Source organism: Paenibacillus solani, from assembly GCF_050475945.1.
Taxonomy (GTDB): domain Bacteria; phylum Bacillota; class Bacilli; order Paenibacillales; family Paenibacillaceae; genus Paenibacillus_AQ; species Paenibacillus_AQ solani_A.
This window is the reverse complement of record NZ_JBCMXJ010000020.1, coordinates 52853-71686: the sequence shown is the minus strand read 5'-3', so window position 1 is coordinate 71686 and position 18834 is coordinate 52853. Positions and strand designations below refer to the sequence as shown.

Genomic DNA, 18834 nt, shown 5'->3' with positions numbered 1-18834 from the left:
TTTCGTTCCAGCTCCCATTCATCCAGCTCGGAACAGGGTAAGGAAGAGTAGGTGCATTCTGCATCTTTGCTGGAAGGCACGAGAGTCGTGGATTACGAAGGGAGCGAGATGAATGGGAACCATAGGGAATCAAGGGATCGAGGCAGTGGCGCTGGTAACAGGCGCGGGTGCAGGTATCGGACGGGGGATTGCGAAAGTACTGGCTGAAAAAGGATATCGGCTGGCGTTGACCTATAAATCAAGTAGTGATGGAATATTAGACGTGGCAGAGGATATTCGTCATATATACGGCAAGGAACCACTTGTTATACAAAGTGATTTGACCGTTCGCAGTGAAGCGGAGAATACGATTCGAAAGACCATAGAAGAATTTGGCCGGATTGATCTCTTGGTCAACAATGCAGGAATAGGTATTCATGAGGAACTGACGGAGCTTGAAGAAGATGCCCTGGATATGACTGTAAATCTCGATTTCCGGGCGCCAATGCTGCTAAGCAAATATGCTGTCAGGGAAATGATCGCTCAGAAAATTCCGGGTAACATCATATTCATCACCTCCTCGCGCGGGGAGAGAGCCTATCCAAAGGACAGCATATATGGCGGTATGAAAGCAGCCCTTATCCGTGCCGCACAATCGCTGGCCCTGGAGTGGGCGCCGCATGGCATCCGAGTGAACTGTGTGGCTCCGGGAGCGACTGTCCATAAGCTCGAGCAATCGGCAGAGGAAGAGCCGCTGGGCAGCAAGATCCCGCTGGGCCGATTGGGTACGCCATCGGATATCGGGGAAGCTATCGCTTGGCTAAGTTCGGACAAGGCATCCTATATTACCGGAATTAATCTTCGTGTAGACGGTGGCCTAATCCTCCCGGGCATGCCGGAAGATACGTCTCCAGAAGCCGGATATGGCTGGGGCAGAGTATATACGGAGGACAAGAAATAAGCGGATTAGAAGCAGGGGAAAATAACAAATTATTATATTCCGATGTAATTAGTTGGTTTTAGCTCTTTTCAAATGATGGAAAGTATGAGAGAATGGGAGAAATTATGAAATGATCATACTTTCCATATGAGAGAAAAGGGAGGAAACATTCCATGTCAGAAGAACGCCAATTTTCGATTGAAACCCTAGCGGTTCATGCCGGTCAAGAGCTTGATCCTACCACCTTGTCCCGTGCTGTCCCTCTTTATCAGACGACGTCCTATGGGTTTAAAGACAGTGAGCACGCAGCGAATTTGTTTGCCCTTAAAGAGTTTGGCAACATTTACACGCGCATTATGAACCCGACTACGGACGTTTTTGAGAAGCGGATAGCCGCACTTGAAGGTGGTGCCGGTGCGCTGGCTACCTCTTCCGGGCAGGCAGCCATTACCTTCTCCATCCTGAACATCGCAGGTGCGGGTGATGAGATTGTTTCTTCCTCAAGCTTGTATGGTGGTACTTATAATTTATTCTCCAATACGCTGGCGAAGCTGGGCATCAAGGTTCATTTCGTAGACTCTACGGATCCGGAAAATTTCCGTAAAGCGATCAATAGCAAGACGAAAGCACTATTTGCTGAAACGATCGGTAATCCGCAGGGAAATGTGCTGGATGTGGAAGCCATTGCTGCTGTTGCGCATGAGAATGGTATTCCTCTTATCGTCGATAATACGTTCCCAAGCCCATACTTGCTTCGCCCCATTGAATATGGTGCGGACATCGTCGTTCATTCGGCGACCAAATTCATCGGCGGCCACGGAACCTCGATTGGTGGCGTGATTGTCGACAGTGGCAAATTCGATTGGACGGCAAACGACAAATTCCCTGGCTTGACCCAGCCGGATCCAAGCTATCATGGCGTTGTGTACACAGACTCGGTTGGTCCTATCGCTTATATTATCAAGGCGCGCGTGCAGCTGCTGCGTGATATCGGTGCATCGCTGTCTCCGTTTAATTCCTGGCTGCTGCTGCAAGGACTGGAGACGCTGCATCTTCGGGTCGAGCGTCATAGTCAGAATGCACTAAAAGTGGCGCAATACCTGGAGAATCACCAGGCCGTGGAATGGGTGAGCTATGCAGGGCTGCCGAGCCACCCATCGTATGAGCTGGCGCAGAAATATCTGCCGAAGGGCCAGGGGGCTATCCTTACGTTCGGTATTAAAGGCGGTGCAGCTGCCGGGCAGAAGGTGATCGAGAATGTGAAGCTGTTCTCCCACCTGGCCAATGTGGGGGATTCCAAGTCCCTTATCATTCATCCTGCAAGCACAACGCATCAGCAGCTGACTGAAGAAGAGCAGCTAAGCGCGGGCGTAAATCCCGAGCTGCTGAGATTGTCGGTTGGAACTGAGTCCATTGACGATATCTTGTATGACCTGGAACAGGCGATTGCGGCCAGTCAGAAGTAAGCGGGATTTATGAACTAATATAAGCTTAATCAGGCATCTTCCTCTATCGCGAGGAAGATGTCTTTTCTTATTCATCGCATATTAGACATGGGTACGGTAACAGAGAAGGTTTCACCGCCTCATTTTATTTCGTATATTTTTAACCCATCGTTTATTGTCATGCACTGTATATTTCCATTTGTTTCTTAATAGTCTGTAAGGAAGCGTTTTTCCAATTCAAAGGCGAAAGGGAGTAGAAGGATAACCATGACGCAAAGGCAATGGGGAGCAGGCAATGAGCGATTATATGAACATGAGGCATGGGGCGAGGCAGAAGAAGCAAATGGATTTACTACCGAGACGGACTTACTGAAGCATTTTGCCATGGCGGGAGGAGTCACCCATGAAGAGGTTCTGTTGTTACTGGCATCGCCTGATGATATTGAGGAAGCGCTCAGGGTTTCAGGAATTCGGCATAGCGGCAAGACCCAACCAGCCTTGAACCGATTGCTTCAGTGGAGTGACAGAAATCGAAGATTGAAGGTCATGAGTCAATCGGCAGATGCTGATTCCATAATTCATGATTTGAAACAAGGGGCTCAGGGGATCGGGCTGATCCGTGGTGAGGAAGCTTTGCGGCATGGTTTGCTGCAGGAGGTATACTCGGCCTGGATCCAAGCATCGGGTACAGAAAAGAGTGCCCTGTTTAGGCGCAGACTGATTACCCTCTGGAAAACTTACTGGGTGTCGGTGTTTCAAGCGGCCAAGGGTAATAAATGCGCAGTCAGTATGCTGCACGATGAGCAGCTTATGAATTCGTTGGATCGGCGTGAAGCTCAGGACGCACAGCTTGAGTCCCTGTTCCGGGCCATGGAACAATGCAGTATGGAAGGCACCGATTGCCAATTGGAACTGCTGGCTACACGTCCGTCCGATGTGGATGAATTTATCTCCATTCATCGTTTTATTGAGGAAGTGGCGGAGCAAACGCTTATGGATCAGAAACGCTTTGTACGAATTCGTTATGGGGTGCTGCTTGATAAGGGAATGAATCCTTCGGCGGCGGCTGAGATGGCTCGCCTTGCGGATGTGATCGTGCTGGACGCAGAGGGGACGAAGGACCCTGCATCATTGGAGGGGAATAGCGATAGAGTTTCGGATTTTTCCGATATTATCAGCCGAATCAGACGCATGAAGCCGCAGTTAACGCTCCGATTCAATGGAGCCGCTACCACGGATTTACGGATGATTTACAGGCAGGGCATACATGAAGTGTGCTGTCAATCTTCAGAACTGGCAGCTATTCGCATCACTGGCGCAAGACTGGAGATGCGACGCCGATGTTCGCCCCTAGCAGATGGATAGGATGAGAGCGCTTTACATAGAGAACAGGCATCCATCGAGAGGAGCCCTTGCGATAGAACTGGCAAGGGCTTTTTTTATGTGCAGAGAATTTGATCCGTGCTATATAAGCTTTAAGCGACTGCCTAAACAGGGGGCGTAATTCCAAATTAATGTGAAAAATATAGTTTACAAATGAGAGCAGAGTGAGTATGATACATATAAAGTTGTATTGAGGAAAATAAATTGTATAGGAACAAAAATGATTCTCATTCTCATTTAGCATGCTGCTCCGGCGAAGCCGGGGCAGCATGTGTCATTTTCAGGGTAGTAATAATGGATCTCATTCTCATTTAGGAAGGTGATGGGTCATGGAATGGATACAAAATCAGACGACGACGGGACGCATATCAACAATAGAAAATGGAGCAGATCCACGGGAGCCGCGTCAGCCTGGGAAATGGGACTTACGCAGCTTGCTGGGCAATGCAGAGGTCGTGGCTGCGCTTGGCAGCGGTTTGTTGATGCTCGTGGCTTGGCTGACTAGCCAATGGTCAGAGCCTATCTCCATTGTGTTGTATGTGATCTCATATGCGGTCGGTGGCTGGGTGAAAGCCAAAGAAGGAGTGGAGACCCTTCTGAAGGAACGCGATCTCGATGTGAACCTGCTGATGATTGCTGCGGCTATGGGAGCAGCGTCAATCGGATATTGGAATGAAGGCGCGATGCTGATCTTCATCTTTGCCCTGAGCGGGGCGTTAGAGAGCTATACGATGGAAAGAAGCCACAAGGATATCTCATCCTTGATGGAGCTGCAGCCTGAAACAGCCCTGCGGATCGAGAAGGGAGAGATGGTGCCGGTATCCATCAATCTGCTGGAGATTGGTGATCTTATACTGGTGAAGCCGGGCGAGCTTATCCCGGCAGACGGCAAAATCTATCGCGGCGGCTCCGCGGTTAACCAGGCCTCGATTACCGGCGAATCCGTGCCGGTCGATAAATCTGTAGGCGATGAAGTGTTCACGGGAACTTTGAATGGCGAAGGCGTGCTGTATATTGAGGTAACTCAGTCGGCGGAGTCTACGTTATTCGCCAAAATCATCCGGCTGGTGGAAGAAGCAGAGAGCGAGGTGCCGGCATCGCAGCGTTTTATCAAGCGGTTTGAATCGATTTACGCTCGCGTCGTGGTTGTAGCAACCCTCACGCTGATTGTTTTGGCTACTCCTGTGCTGGGATGGGATTGGGACACTACCTTCTATAAAGCGATGGTGTTTCTGGTTGTTGCCTCCCCTTGCGCGCTAGTCTCATCCATCATGCCGGCGATGCTGTCGGCAATCTCCAACCGTGCCAGAAAAGGTGTATTGTTCAAAGGGGGCGCCCATATCGAGAATATGGCCCGGACATCGGTGGTCGCTTTTGATAAGACAGGTACATTAACGCTTGGCGCTCCGGTAGTCACCGATTTCATTGCTGGCGAGGGATGGGATCGGCATGAGCTGCTGGGCATCAGTGCTTCAATTGAGAGAATGTCGAAGCACCCGCTGGCCATGGCGATTGTCGACTCGGCTCAGAAAGAGGGAGCCCTTCTGGTGCAGGCAGAGAATGGCCAGTCCATAACAGGCTGGGGCATGCAGGCAGAAATCGAGGGAATCACGTGGAAAATAGGAAAAAGCGATATTCTGGATCTTCCGGCTGGAGCTCAGCCCCTGGATGGTGAGGCTCCCCCACAAGATGAGAATTTGGGTGTGATCCGAGAGAATCGCCAGTACTGGCTGTCAGTCCGGAACAAGCTGGAATCCGAAGGCAAAACGGTATCCGTTATCCTGAAGGGGGACCATATCGTAGGCATGATCGCTTTGCAGGATGCGGTCCGGCCTCAGGCGGCACTGGCGGTTAGACGGCTGCAGCAGCTGGGCATCAAGGTAGCGATGCTGACGGGAGACCGCAAGGCGACGGCTGAGGTCATCGCGAAGCAAAGTGGCGTTGATATGGTGTTCTCCGATCTGCTGCCTGAAGACAAAGTTTCGCATATCAAGGAGCTTCGGGCTCGATACGGCCATGTGGTTATGGTAGGCGACGGCGTGAACGATGCACCGGCGTTAGCTACAGCAACCGTTGGCATTGGCATGGGTGTGTCGGGAAGCGGCACGGCACTGGAGGTAGCGGATGCAGTGCTAATGAATGACAACATCGACGAGATCGCCGGAACAATCAAGCTGGCACGCCGTGTGCAGCGCATTGTGAAGCAAAATATGATTTTTGCTATTGCGGTAATTTTGACACTGATTGCAGCTAATTTCCTGCAAGGCGTTGCATTACCGCTGGGAGTTATCGGTCACGAAGGGAGCACCATTCTGGTTATATTAAACGGGCTTCGTCTGCTGCGCAGCGGCCGTTAATGGACTAAGCGTTTTCTGCTATGACAGGGCATCCCCTTCAATGTCTTGCTAAGTATCCCTCTGGATTCTCATCACGAGTACAGGGGGATTTTTGCTGGTTTCGGGCTTTCTCTTGGGTTCTCTTCATCAAAGATTCATCTTCCAGCCATTCTTCGAACAAGGGAAGTCTTTTCAGGGCCATTCATTCATCTAAAATGAACTCAGCGTACTTATTACATATCAAGTAAACGTTCTTGAATGAGAAAGATCGGCGGCGATCCTTAGTGAATGAAATTTGTATTCTCCAAATGATAAATTTTCCTGCCGTTATGAAGATTGGATAAACAATATTCCCGGTCAGAGGGGAATGTGATATATTGACAACCTGCCATAATGTAACCATAATGAATATCAAATTATAATTATTACAATTAAGATATATATTTAGGAGGGAACCGCTATGTACAAATCGGTTATCATAGGCACAGGTCCTGCCGGGCTTACTGCTGCCATATATCTGGCTCGGGCCAATCTGAGCCCGCTTGTCATTGAAGGTCCGCAACCTGGCGGTCAGCTCACTACAACGACCGAAGTGGAGAATTTCCCTGGTTTCCCCCAAGGCGTCATGGGTCCTGAATTGATGGACAATATGCGCCAGCAGGCTGAGCGATTCGGCGCGGAATTTCGCACAGGCTGGGTGAACAGCGTGGAATTCGGCGAGCGTCCGTTCAAGCTGAATGTGGATGGGATGGGTGAGATTGCTGCCGAAACGTTGATCATCTCAACAGGCGCAACAGCTAAATATCTCGGTATTCCCGGAGAACAGGATAATGTAGGACGTGGCGTAAGCACATGTGCAACATGTGATGGATTCTTTTTCCGCGGCAAAGAGATCGTCGTTGTAGGCGGTGGTGATTCCGCATTGGAGGAAGCCAATTTCCTGACCCGTTTCGCATCCAAAGTGACCGTGGTACATCGTCGCGAGGAACTTCGGGCATCCAAAATCATGCAGGACCGCGCCCGCGCTAACGAGAAAATCGAGTGGGCTCTGGACCGCACGCCGCAGGAAGTAATAGCTGACGATTCCGGCGTGAAGGGAATTAAGGTGCTTAATAATGAAACAGGTGAAGAAGAAACGATTACGGCCAGCGGTGTGTTCGTAGCGATTGGTCATCATCCGAATACCGGCTTCCTTGGCGGCAGTATTACGACAGATCCGAACGGTTATATCGTGACGACACCAGGAACATCGGAGACGAATATCCAGGGCGTATTTGCGTGCGGAGACGTACAGGATACCCGTTATAGACAAGCAATTACGGCAGCAGGAAGCGGCTGTATGGCAGCTATGGATGCCGAGAAATACATCGAGAGCCTGGAACACAACGCTGTCGTGTTGTAAACTGATAAATACATCTAACAGGCTTTCATCGTTTATTATTTTGAGCAGAGGAGATAAAGCGACCATGGAAAATGTGATTGTATACACATCGAACAACTGCCCTCATTGTAAGCAAGTAAAAGGCTTTTTGTCCGATCAAGGCATTGAGTTTGAAGAACGCAACATTGAGCAGAACGACGAATTTGCGCAGCAGGTATGGGATATGGGCGTTCGCGCCGTACCTCTCACGATCATCGGTGAACACCGTATCCTTGGCATGAATAAGCTTCAATTTAATAAAGCGTTGAATCCGGAAGCATAACTTTGGCAGGGAACCAGACAGCTGCATATATGAGAAAAGAGCTCTCTCCCTGAACAGGGAGAGAGCTCTTTTTTGTTTTTTTCAAGCTGGGGCTGCCATCTTTATGTAAGTCGTATTCACTTGCTGAAGAATAGACTCATGATGATCTGGAATACGACGTATGCTCCCACACCGGAGCCGAGCAGAATGAAGCCAAGCTTTTTTTTGCCCTGAAAAAAACGCATGATGGCGAGACTGAACAAAGGCGCGATAACTAGGAGAAACAGCAATACGGTCACAAACATTTGTGCCGATATATCCGCAGTGCTTACATAGGTCATTTGAGCGTTTCCTCTCCCTTTTATATAACAATCACACACATTTCTACTGAAGAAACGGTGATCTAAATGCAAGGATGACATTAATTATAACGGAAAACTGCATTTTTTTCCTCAATATGCCGGATGTTAATTACGACAAAATATCGTCAATTTTTAGTTTATCGGCATGGACACCCGTACAGGCCCAAGAAACTGCGAGATAGCGGAGTAGGCTGCACCAATCATGGTTGAGCGGCTGCCCAGCTCTGAAAAACGGATTTCCATCAGCTCTCGGTGATATGGCAATGTTCGCTGAGCGACGACCTGCTGCAGCGTTTCCTCAATCCAAGGCCGCGCATCGGATAACGGTCCCCCAATGATCACCGATTGCGGATTGAAGCCGTTGACCAGATTGGTAATTCCAACACCAAGATAGCGCCCTAGCTCCTCAAAATGACGGATGGTCTCCTGATGTCCAAGCTCCGCGTGATGGACCAGCTCGGATGTGTTTTTGGATGGAAGAATGCCATCCTTGTTGTCATAAGACTTCTCGGAAGCATATAGCTCCCAGCACCCACGGTTCCCGCAGGTGCATTCTCTTCCATCGGCTTCGATGGACATATGGCCGCTTTCGCCGGCATATCCACGGGCACCCTTGTACAGCTCGCCGTTGATAATGATGCCGGAGCCGATACCACTGCCGGCACTTATATATAGAAGATGGCGGACATCTTGACCTGCCCCGAAACGCAGCTCGCCCTGAGCACCAGCATTCGCTTCATTGTCGATGGTGACAGGAAGCCCAAGCTCGTCCTCAAGCTGCTGCTGCAGCGGGACCATCTCCCACCCCAGGTTGGGGGCAAAGAGAACGGTGCCATCCTCATCCACCATCCCGGGGACGCCTATACCGATCCCAATGATTCCGTAAGGGGAGGGAGGCGCCTGACGCATTAGACCATGAATCATCCCCACCATCAGCGAGGTCACCGTTTGCACGTCATGCTCTTCAAGAGCTGTGTCGTCTTCGGCAAGAATCCGGCCTTCAAGATCGGTGAGCACAGCGGTCATTTGCTTGACCCGCAGCTCAGCGCCGACAGCATAACCGGCTTGTCCGTTAAACAGCAGCAGCTGCGGCTTTCTGCCTCCGCTGGATTGCCCGGGGCCGATTTCCTGGACAAGATGATTATTACACAGCTCCTGTACTAGATTGGAGACAGTGGCTTTGTTAAGACCGGTCAGCTTGGATACTTTTGCTCGGGAAACGGGAGCCTGCTGCCGGATTGTATCAAGGATAATCGAAGTGTTTATTCTTTTGACCAGAGCCTGGTCACCGGTAATATTCGTCATATATATTCATTCCTTTTAAGATCTTGCTTCCTACGCATATAAGTTCTTCAAACTTGATAAGCTCAAGTCTAGGGGCAAAGTTCAGAAAATGCAACAACCTGTAACAAGCTCTACGGCTGCGAGAGCATTCATAAAGCAGGAGTTGAAAAAGCTGCCCTTAATAACTTAGTTTAACCAATAGACAAAGTAGAAAACCTGTGTTAGGATAACCCTGTAAGCGTTAACCACACCTTATCAAGGTATAGGAGGATTTATTCATGGCCTATTTTAACAACATTAACAAAGTCGAGTACGAAGGCAGCAAATCAACTAACCCTTATGCTTTTAAATTTTATAATCCGACAGAAGTTGTAGCCGGCAAAACGATGGAAGAGCATCTCCGTTTCGCCATGGCATACTGGCATACATTAACTGCGGGCGGTTCTGATCCGTTCGGCGCTGACACTGCAGTTCGTCCTTGGGGTCACTTATCCGGCATGGACCTTGCGAAAGCCCGCGTTGAAGCAGGTTTCGAATTCATGGAGAAACTGAACCTTCCGTATTTCTGCTTCCATGATGTAGACATTGCACCGGAAGGCAGCAGCCTGCGTGAGTTCTACAGCAACATCGATACGATTGTGGACTCGATTGAAGACCATATGAAATCCACCGGTAAAAAACTGCTCTGGAACACCGCGAACATGTTCACGAATCCACGTTTCATGCATGGTGCAGGCACTACGTGCAACGCGGATGTATACGCTCATGCCGCTGCGCAAATCAAGAAGGGCCTCGAAGTTGGCAAACGCCTCGGCGCCGAGAACTATGTGTTCTGGGGAGGCCGTGAAGGTTACGAGACCCTGCTGAACACAGATATGGGCCTTGAACTGGATAACCTGGCACGCCTGTTCCACATGGCGGTTGATTATGCCAAGGAAATCGGCTTTGACGCTCAATTCCTGATCGAGCCGAAACCGAAGGAGCCAACGAAGCACCAATATGACTTTGATGCAGCTACAACAATCGCATTCCTGCAAAAATACGGTCTCGACAAGCACTTTAAGTTGAATCTCGAAGCAAACCACGCTACGCTCGCTGGTCATACATTCGAGCATGAGCTTCGCGTAGCACGCATCAACGGCATGCTCGGTTCCCTCGACGCGAACCAAGGCGATATGCTCATCGGATGGGATACGGACGAATTCCCGGTTAACATCTATGATGCTACGTTGACGCTGTACGAAGTGTTGATGAACGGTGGTATTGGTCGCGGCGGCGTGAACTTTGATGCCAAGGTTCGCCGTCCATCGTTCGAGCCGGAAGATCTGTTCCATGCGCATATCGCTGGTATGGATACTTATGCCAAAGGCTTGAAAGTGGCAGCGAAGCTGATCGAAGACCGCGTATTCGAGGACTTCATCGCGAAGCGTTACAGCAGCTTTAATGAAGGCATCGGCGCAGACGTTGTATCCGGCAAGGCCACACTTGCTTCCCTTGCTGAATACGCGCTGAACAACGAGTCTCCGCGAAAAAATGAATCCGGACGTCAGGAAATGCTAAAAGCCATTCTGAATCAGTACATTCTTGCGAACTAATTCTTATTAGGCTTGATGCTTGTTCCATGAAATCCAAATCTTCACCGGCTCCCTAGTGGGAAGCCGGTGTCCTTATTTCATGATGAAACGAAGGAGGATATAGATGAGTTACGTTATCGGAGTTGATTTGGGGACCAGCGCAGTAAAGACCGTGCTGGTGAACCGCAGCGGCACGGTTGTTGCAGAGCATTCGGAGGCATACCCGCTGAGCCAGCCGCGTCCGGGTTACAGCGAGCAGCGTCCCGAGGATTGGGTAGACAAAACTGTATTGTCGCTGCGTCTGTTAATGGAAGAGAGCAATATTTCCCCATCCGAAGTTGAAGGACTAAGCTTCTCTGGCCAAATGCACGGTTTAGTACTGGTAGATGGGGAAGGCGCCGTGCTGCGTCCAGCCATTCTGTGGAATGATACCCGGACAACGGCGCAATGCCGCCGGATTGAGGAGACCTTGCAGGAGAAGCTGCTCGGCATTGCACGCAATCGTGCGCTGGAAGGCTTCACCTTGCCGAAGATTCTATGGGTGCAGGAGCATGAGCCGGAGCTGCTCGAACAGGCTGCCTTATTCCTGCTGCCTAAAGATTACGTGCGTTTCCGCCTGACCGGACATTATGCGATGGATTATTCCGATGCCGCCGGAACGCTGCTGTTGGACGTGGCGGAGAAATCCTGGAGCAATGAAATTCTGGATGCCTTCCAGCTGCCGCACACCTTATGCCCGCCGCTGGTCGAATCGTTCGATGCCTGCGGCACCCTGCTGCCCGAGATTGCCGAGCAAGCCACACTGCTGCCGGAGACGAAGGTATTTGCGGGCGGGGCGGACAATGCCTGCGGCGCCATTGGTGCAGGTATTCTCGAAGAAGGGCAGACGATGTGCAGCATCGGTACATCGGGCGTGGTGTTGTCCTACGAGGAGCGCCGCAATGTAGATTTTGAAGGGAAGGTCCATTTCTTTAACCATAGCGAGAAAGATGCTTACTATATTATGGGCGTAACCCTGGCTGCAGGTTATAGTCTGAACTGGTTCAAAGATACTTTCGCGCCGGATGTCTCCTTTGAAACGCTGTTAAGCGATATTGGGAATATCCCGGCTGGCAGCCGCGGGCTGCTGTTCACACCCTATATTGTCGGCGAACGCACACCGCATCCGGACGCAACCATTCGCGGCAGCTTCATTGGAATGGATGCCGGGCATAAGCTGCCTCACTTTGCGCGGTCGGTACTCGAAGGGATTACGTTCTCTCTCCGGGAATCCATTGATATCCTTCGGGCATCGGGCAAGCAAATCGATCGCGTCATATCCATTGGAGGCGGTGCCAAGAACGAGACTTGGCTGCAAATGCAGGCTGATGTATTCAACGCCGAAATCGTGAAGCTGGAGAGTGAGCAGGGTCCAGCCATGGGGGCAGCCATGCTCGCTGCCTACGGCTGCGGCTGGTTCCCAAGCCTACAGGAATGCGCGAAGGCATTTTTACGGCCGGCACGTTCCTATTCTCCAAATCCGCAAACGGTTCAAACCTATGACAGATTGTTTGGACTCTATCAGAGCGTATATGGAGCGACGCGCGATCTCAGTGCTAAGTTAGACCAATTTCGGGGATAGCCTTAACATATTATCAACGCTATAGAGCGGGTTGGGAAGACATTCCCAGCCTGCTCTTTTTGCATGGGCGCCAATTGACGAATATACTGAAGACAGAGTTGTTTCCAGGGATTGGATGACCTGTGGCCATGATGTGAACTTTGCGGTCATTTCCGATTGGGGAACGTATCGCCAGTGTAAAAAAGGAATGGAGGATTTAAACATTGAAACTGACAACTGAACTGAAACATGAGAAAATCGTTGCCATTGTGCGGGGCATTACGAGAGAGCAGGCAGATTTCGTAGGAGAAGGATTGGCTCAGGGCGGAGTCCGCTTTATGGAAGTAACCATGAATACGGATGATGCTTTACATATGATCCAGGCTTGGCGTACCCGCTATGATGAGGCGGTATATGTAGGTGCTGGAACCGTGCTTGATGTGGATATGGCGAAGGAAGCGATTGCTGCCGGTGCTCAGTTTCTGATCTCGCCGAATACGGATCTGTCTGTGATCGAATATGCTTTGGAGCAGGGAATTGATGTGTGGCCGGGGGCGATGACCCCGACCGAGATTGTGGCAGCCTACGCAGCGGGAGCAGAGATCGTGAAACTGTTTCCTACTGCCAGTCTGGGCTTGTCATATATCAGAGAGCTTCAGGGGCCGCTGAATCATATTCCACTCCTTGCAACGGGCGGGGTTACGCTGGACAATCTTCCGGATTATTTTAGGGCTGGCGCGGCAGCGGTTGGTTTAGGCAACGCACTGCTTCCAAAGGATGCACTCTTAACAGGCAACACGGATGAGATCAAGCGCCGTACGGCGGCTTTTGTGGAAGCGGCGAAGCGCAGTTAACCTTGTGTTCGGAATAGACTTTTTCCTATGCGAAAGAAGAGAACGGAATGATTACATTATTTTCATTATTTATCATACAGGTTATGTTTAGCAGGTTAGTAACATAAGGAATATATAGACAAGTTATGGTATTATTTAGGTAGTTGGTTGGTGTCATTGCTTCCGGGTCCAGACATCGGTTAAGAATATCCTCCATAGAAGATCAGATGTGATTAGGTTCAAGTGATGAAGGGAGCGACTGAAGTGAATTCAACGGAGAAGAAGAAGGTACGGGTAAAAAGGACCGTGTGTGCGGTTACAGCTACTGCCATGCTATGTTTGGCGCAACCGGTTTGGGGGGAAGCTTCCGTCCCAGGCAGCGGAGTCACTGTATTCGAGCAGGTAGCTACCGTCAATAGCGGTGAGAATTCGGGCGAAGTGAGTGTAACGGATAATGAAATACCGAAGGGCGCAAAAATATCGTCCAAGCAGGCGGAGGAGATTGTGAAGAAAGCTTTTCCAGAACTTAAGAACGTAAAAATATCGAACGTCCAGTTTTTGGAGAATGACGGTTTAAGATCTGCAGTGCTCTCGTGGGATCTGCAGATGTCGATGACCAGAGGAAACACAACTTCCGGTTTTAATGCTCAGGTCAATGCAGTGACGGGTGAACTGGTTAATGTATATCTCCCGAACCGTATGCAGAACCTCGATAGCGACAAGGCTGTATTGACGCGGGAAGCAGCCAAGGCGAAGGCGATTCAATGGATTAGCAGTCATGTTACGGATATAAAGGCTAATGAATTAAAGGAGAACGAGGCATATTTGGGGATGCAGACCGCTTTGTTCAGTCCGCCCCGGTATGATTTTTATTTTCAGACTGCAGTGAATGGAATCGAGTCGGATGCGAACAGCATTTCGATGACGGTTGATGGATACGGCAACATCGTAAGCTATTCCCGTAATCAGATCAGCGAGGAATTCCCTTCTTCTACCCCAAAATGGGATGAGGCCGCCATTCGTAAAGTGTTTGAAGAGCAGTTTAAAGTAACTCTGGCATATGTACCTGACAGTTTATATAACAACGCAAAGGGAAATTATTTCCTGGGATACATACCTAATGAGCAATCGGGTCTTTCTCTGGATGCCAATACAGGCAAATTTTTGAGCTTCTCAGGCGAGGATAGTGAAATTGTCTCGGTTGAGAATGGCGCGATTCCACCATCCTTGGAAGGTTTTAAGCCTAATGCCAGCTCAGCTGCGTCCGGTGAAGGGGCCGCCAAATTGGTGGAATCGCAGATCAAACTTCCCGCCGGCCTGAAGATAGAGTCTAAGATGCTGGGTACAAGATGGAATAACAGCGCGATTAAGACGTGGAATATAAGATGGGGCGAACCCAACCCTTCAGTCATGGGCGGAGGAGAGATGGTATCTGCTGAGGTAGATGCCAAGACTGGACAGATATATTCCTTCAACCGATATCGCTTTGATCGCAGCGTAGCAGCCGAGGTGAAGAATTCCATCTCGCAGCAGGATGCGCAAACACTGGCCTTTGAAACGGTGTCAAAACTGGTGCCAAATGCAGCGGAAGAATGGAAACTGACGTCGGTTGATAAGCTCGGCAAGAACGATCAACCTCTTCAGTATCAATTCACGTTCCAGCGGTATATCGGCGATATCCTCGTTATGGGTGATACATTGAGCCTTATGATTGAAGGGAATGGCCAAATCCTGAGCTTTAGTGTGAACTCAGATGCTGTCCCGTCCAAGCTGCCATCTGATGTGAAACCGGCGTTCAGCGCAGAGCAGGCGAGAAGTAAATATTTGCAAGAGATTGACTTGAAGCTGAAATACGGATACTACGGCACTTATTATGGTTCTTATTACGGGGGTTACGTATCGAGCGCTAGCGGAGATATGAAGCCTGAGATTAAATTAATTTATTATCCGACACATAAAAAAGGGGCGTTCGGCGGCATTTCGGTACCACTTGATGCCAAGAGCGGAGTATGGCGCGACATCTTACCGGAAATGAGAAATAAAGATATACCGGCAGTGATCGATACAGCAGGCCACCCGGCCGAGGCGGCTCTCAATGATCTGGTGAAATACCAGGTACTGGTTCCGGATAAGGATGGAAAGGTATATCCGGATCGTCAGATAACCCTTGGCGAATGGTATCAGTTTGTGGCTGCTTCGGTAAACCCATCCTATGAGCAAATATACGGGAGATCGACCATGGATCCCTATGCAGGACTGCAGCCGGACCATCCTTATTATCAAGCCGTTCAGACGCTGATTGCGCAGAACTGGATTCCATATGATCCGGAAAGCCCACTGCAGTTGGACCGTAAGCTGACAAGGGATGAGCTGGCAAGCTCGCTGACGCGTATTCTGAATTATGAGAAGCTCTCCAAAGCCTTTATTCTTCCGACGGATGTTCAGGGAGTATCCGATGCGGAGACTATTACGAACAAAGGTGCAGCATTGATTGCCCTCAAGCTGGGGCTTATCCCGGCAGTGGATGGCAAGTTCTTGCCGGAGCGCGAAGTAACACGTGCTGAAGCCGCAGAGGTTCTGGTCCGGATGTCGAAGCTGGCGGGAAGAAGCGATTCCTTCCTGTCCTCTTATTTTTACTAGTCGGTTATTCGTGCCCGGTCGACAAAACTAGAATGCTAAAGCCCTAAGGTTATATGTTACAATGGTGGTGCATACGGATGAGGAAGATGAAGGGCGGGTGTACCGATGAAACGAAGCCGAGGAAAGATCATTAAATTACTGTTCATAGGGACCTTGGCGGTAACCGTTGCAGCAGTACCTGAACCGGCTAATCTCAGTGATGTCTATGCCACTTCCAACAAAGCGGTTGTGAAGTCAGTGAGTGCGATACAGCAGAAACTGCTGACAGCGATGAGCGACAGACAATCGACGGTCCGTTTTGTTTATCAGGGCGAGACCAAGTCGCTGAAATCCCAACTGAAGGATGCGCTTGATCAGGCGATGGCCAGCGATCCTTATATTCACTATACGATCGCAAGTTATAGCTACGACTACCGTGGAACTTCCAGTTCTGCCAATGTCACCGTTCGGCTTAGTTACCGCGAAACTGCAGAACAGACCGATTATGTGAATCATCATACCGAGAGCATTCTAAAGCGAATCATCAAGCCATCCATGAACGATCATGAGAAGGTAAAAGCCATCCATGATTGGGTTGTCCTCAATCTGAAGTATGATACAACACTAACGAAATATACAGCCTACGACGGGCTTTACACCGGCAGCACGGTATGCCAGGGATATTCCCTTTTAACGTATAAGCTGCTCAAGGAAGCAGGAATCCAGAACAAGATTGTAGAGGGCACGGCGTATGCCTCTGACAATCCAAAGGGCCAGCAGCATGCTTGGAATCTGGTTCTCCTGGACGGCAAATGGTATCATTTGGACACCACATGGGATGATCCTGTACCGGATCGTGATAACGAGGTATCCTATACGTATTATCTACGAACGGATGAGCAGATGGGGCGCGATCATACCTGGATAAAGTCGTATCCGAAAGCAGATACCCTCTATCGAAACACGCTGGCTAATCTGGCTGTGAAAGACCGTGCCAGAGCTGGAATTTATGAAGAGATTAAGCGAGATCTGGAGTATCAACTGTATGACAGCCGGTCCATTGTCAGCTCTTATGGACAGCTCCAGCCGCTGGTCAAAGCAGCAAAGACAGCAGGCGATAAGAAGCTGGTGTTCAGATTTGACGGCAGTGAAAAAGAGCTCGTGAATGTGCTGCAGCAATTGCAGCTGAAGAGCAATCTGGGTGCCATTCAATACTATCACCAGGTATTTGAGAATACGGGCGATCTGAGAGTGCAGATCATATGGTAAACTCTTAAACGCATATCAAAAACAGCTTCCCCTGATGCCTGGGCATCCAAGGGAAGCTGTTTTATGTTTGACCGCGAGTTTTATTTGGAATTTGTACTCAAATCGCATTCGTTCAAAGGCACAACACGGCTTTTCTTTACCAACCGGTAGCCAAACCAGATGGAGAGGAACAGCGGAATGCTAATATAAGTGGCAATGATTGTTAACCAATCGATCTCCCCGCTGAAATTGCCTTGACCGATAATGGCCACAAGACAGAGTAGGAACGCAAAGAGGGGACCGAAGGGGAACCAGCGCGCACGAAACGGTAGATCCTTCAAGTCTTTGCCCTGGGCAACATAGGCTTTACGGAAGCGGTAGTGACTTACAGCAATCGCCAGCCAATTAATAAACCCACACATCCCGGAGGCATTCAGGAGCCAGACATAAACCACGCCATCTCCGAAGAAGGAGGCCAGGAATGCCAGCATACCTACGGCAGAGGTGACGATCAAGGCCGCAACGGGAACCCCGCGGCTATTCAGGCCACTCAGCCATTTCGGGGCCATTCCCTGCTTTGCCATGGCATAGAGCACACGAGTTGAGGCATACATTCCCGAGTTGCCCGCCGATAGCACGGAGCTAAGAATGACCGCATTCATGACGGAAGCGGCAAACGCTAGCCCGGCCTTCTCAAAGACAAGTGTGAAGGGACTGACTCCGATGTTATCGACCCCGGATTGAAGCAAGCTTGGGTGGGTGTATGGGATCAGCATACCGATGACAAAAATAGCAAAAATATAGAAGATCAAGATGCGCCAGAAGACCTGGCGAATGGCTTTGGGTACATGCTCTTTCGGATTCTCGCTTTCGCCTGCGGCAACCCCGATCAGCTCGGTTCCCTGGAAAGAGAAGCCCGCGGCCATAAACACGCCAACGAGTGCGAAGAATCCGCCATGCACGGGCCCATCGCCAAGGTTAAAGTTGCTGAAGCCGACGGCTTCGCCGCCCAGGATGCCGAATATCATCATGATGCCGATGATAAGGAAGATGATGACCGTTGCTACTTTAATGATGGCAAACCAATATTCCGATTCGCCGTATCCTTTGGCTGATAGAAAGTTTAAACCGAACATGATCCCCAGAAACAGCAAGCTCCATAAGAAAGACGGGCTGTCTGGAAACCAGAACTTAATAATAACTGTTGCAGCCGCAAGCTCAGCAGCGATGGTAACAGCCCAGTTATACCAGAAGTTCCAGCCGACAGCAAAACCGAAGGCCGGACTGATAAACCGTGATGCATAGGTACTAAATGAACCGGAATCCGGCAGATATGTGGCAAGCTCGCCCAAGCTGGTCATTAGGAAGTAAACCATAAGGCCTACGGCGGCATAGGCAATTAAGGCTCCGCCCGCACCCGCAGAGGCGATGGCGGTTCCGCTTGCCAGAAACAGACCTGTGCCAATCGACCCGCCAAGGGCGATCATCGTCATATGACGGGCTTTGAAGCTCTGTTTCAGAGAAGCGGCTGGTGCTTTTTTGCGATTCA

At 50.0% G+C, this 18834-nt stretch carries 14 protein-coding genes; 11 read left to right on the top strand and 3 right to left on the bottom strand.

Translation table 11 applies throughout. The annotated features are described in order from the left end of the window. Positions 1-112: 112 nt before the first annotated feature. The 6 genes from ABEQ74_RS25360 to ABEQ74_RS25335 all read left to right on the top strand — a co-directional run bounded on the left by ABEQ74_RS25360 (position 113) and on the right by ABEQ74_RS25335 (position 7786). The gene (locus ABEQ74_RS25360; protein ID WP_430125005.1) at positions 113-940 is read left to right on the top strand and encodes an SDR family NAD(P)-dependent oxidoreductase; all 828 of its coding nucleotides are present in this window, start codon (positions 113-115) and stop codon (positions 938-940) included. Between the two features lie 152 nt (positions 941-1092). Beyond that, positions 1093-2385, top strand: coding sequence for a homocysteine synthase (locus ABEQ74_RS25355; RefSeq protein WP_430125003.1), 1293 nt, complete (start codon positions 1093-1095; stop codon positions 2383-2385). Positions 2386-2631: 246 nt separating this feature from the next. Further along, positions 2632-3729, top strand: a complete 1098-nt coding sequence (locus ABEQ74_RS25350; protein WP_430125002.1) for a PEP-utilizing enzyme, TIM barrel domain protein — start codon at positions 2632-2634, stop codon at positions 3727-3729. A 347-nt stretch (positions 3730-4076) separates the two neighbouring features. Further along, on the top strand, positions 4077-6104 hold the full coding sequence (locus tag ABEQ74_RS25345; protein ID WP_430125001.1) for a heavy metal translocating P-type ATPase: 2028 nt from the start codon (positions 4077-4079) through the stop codon (positions 6102-6104). A gap of 439 nt (positions 6105-6543) precedes the next feature. Then, on the top strand, positions 6544-7485 hold the full coding sequence (gene trxB, locus ABEQ74_RS25340) for a thioredoxin-disulfide reductase (RefSeq protein ID WP_430125000.1): 942 nt from the start codon (positions 6544-6546) through the stop codon (positions 7483-7485). Positions 7486-7549: 64 nt separating this feature from the next. Then, positions 7550-7786 carry a glutaredoxin family protein gene (locus ABEQ74_RS25335; protein WP_006212730.1) on the top strand — a complete coding sequence of 79 codons (237 nt, stop codon included), beginning with the start codon at positions 7550-7552 and terminating at the stop codon, positions 7784-7786. A gap of 116 nt (positions 7787-7902) precedes the next feature. On the opposite strand, the gene ABEQ74_RS25330 is transcribed toward ABEQ74_RS25335, so the two are convergent. Together ABEQ74_RS25330 and ABEQ74_RS25325 are read right to left on the bottom strand one after the other, a co-directional pair. Then, on the bottom strand, positions 7903-8106 hold the full coding sequence (locus ABEQ74_RS25330; protein WP_053491453.1) for a hypothetical protein: 204 nt from the start codon (positions 8104-8106) through the stop codon (positions 7903-7905). A 153-nt stretch (positions 8107-8259) separates the two neighbouring features. Next, positions 8260-9432 carry an ROK family protein gene (locus tag ABEQ74_RS25325; protein ID WP_430124999.1) on the bottom strand — a complete coding sequence of 391 codons (1173 nt, stop codon included), beginning with the start codon at positions 9430-9432 and terminating at the stop codon, positions 8260-8262. A gap of 257 nt (positions 9433-9689) precedes the next feature. Between ABEQ74_RS25325 and xylA the strand changes: the two genes are divergently transcribed. From xylA to ABEQ74_RS25300, 5 genes are all read left to right on the top strand, one after another. Next, on the top strand, positions 9690-11006 hold the full coding sequence (gene xylA, locus ABEQ74_RS25320) for a xylose isomerase (protein ID WP_430124997.1): 1317 nt from the start codon (positions 9690-9692) through the stop codon (positions 11004-11006). Between the two features lie 103 nt (positions 11007-11109). After that, on the top strand, positions 11110-12606 hold the full coding sequence (xylB, locus tag ABEQ74_RS25315) for a xylulokinase (RefSeq protein ID WP_430124996.1): 1497 nt from the start codon (positions 11110-11112) through the stop codon (positions 12604-12606). Between the two features lie 203 nt (positions 12607-12809). After that, the gene (locus ABEQ74_RS25310) at positions 12810-13439 is read left to right on the top strand and encodes a bifunctional 4-hydroxy-2-oxoglutarate aldolase/2-dehydro-3-deoxy-phosphogluconate aldolase (protein WP_430124995.1); all 630 of its coding nucleotides are present in this window, start codon (positions 12810-12812) and stop codon (positions 13437-13439) included. Positions 13440-13682: 243 nt separating this feature from the next. After that, complete coding sequence (locus ABEQ74_RS25305; protein WP_430124994.1) at positions 13683-16058, top strand: YcdB/YcdC domain-containing protein; 2376 nt, start codon at positions 13683-13685, stop codon at positions 16056-16058. A 105-nt stretch (positions 16059-16163) separates the two neighbouring features. After that, positions 16164-17306: a transglutaminase domain-containing protein gene (locus tag ABEQ74_RS25300; RefSeq protein WP_430124993.1), complete on the top strand. Its 1143-nt coding sequence runs from the start codon at positions 16164-16166 to the stop codon at positions 17304-17306. A gap of 80 nt (positions 17307-17386) precedes the next feature. Here ABEQ74_RS25300 and ABEQ74_RS25295 read toward each other — a convergent pair whose 3' ends face one another. Then, positions 17387-18778, bottom strand: coding sequence for an amino acid permease (locus ABEQ74_RS25295; RefSeq protein ID WP_430125134.1), 1392 nt, complete (start codon positions 18776-18778; stop codon positions 17387-17389). Positions 18779-18834 lie beyond the last annotated feature (56 nt).

Coding starts and splice junctions, on each gene's coding strand:
- ABEQ74_RS25360 (WP_430125005.1), top strand. CDS start 113: ATGGGAACCATAGGGAATCAAGGGATCGAGGCAGTGGCGCTGGTAACA.
- ABEQ74_RS25355 (WP_430125003.1), top strand. CDS start 1,093: ATGTCAGAAGAACGCCAATTTTCGATTGAAACCCTAGCGGTTCATGCC.
- ABEQ74_RS25350 (WP_430125002.1), top strand. CDS start 2,632: ATGACGCAAAGGCAATGGGGAGCAGGCAATGAGCGATTATATGAACAT.
- ABEQ74_RS25345 (WP_430125001.1), top strand. CDS start 4,077: ATGGAATGGATACAAAATCAGACGACGACGGGACGCATATCAACAATA.
- trxB (WP_430125000.1), top strand. CDS start 6,544: ATGTACAAATCGGTTATCATAGGCACAGGTCCTGCCGGGCTTACTGCT.
- ABEQ74_RS25335 (WP_006212730.1), top strand. CDS start 7,550: ATGGAAAATGTGATTGTATACACATCGAACAACTGCCCTCATTGTAAG.
- ABEQ74_RS25330 (WP_053491453.1), bottom strand. CDS start 8,106: ATGACCTATGTAAGCACTGCGGATATATCGGCACAAATGTTTGTGACC.
- ABEQ74_RS25325 (WP_430124999.1), bottom strand. CDS start 9,432: ATGACGAATATTACCGGTGACCAGGCTCTGGTCAAAAGAATAAACACT.
- xylA (WP_430124997.1), top strand. CDS start 9,690: ATGGCCTATTTTAACAACATTAACAAAGTCGAGTACGAAGGCAGCAAA.
- xylB (WP_430124996.1), top strand. CDS start 11,110: ATGAGTTACGTTATCGGAGTTGATTTGGGGACCAGCGCAGTAAAGACC.
- ABEQ74_RS25300 (WP_430124993.1), top strand. CDS start 16,164: ATGAAACGAAGCCGAGGAAAGATCATTAAATTACTGTTCATAGGGACC.
- ABEQ74_RS25295 (WP_430125134.1), bottom strand. CDS start 18,778: ATGACGATGATCGCCCTTGGCGGGTCGATTGGCACAGGTCTGTTTCTG.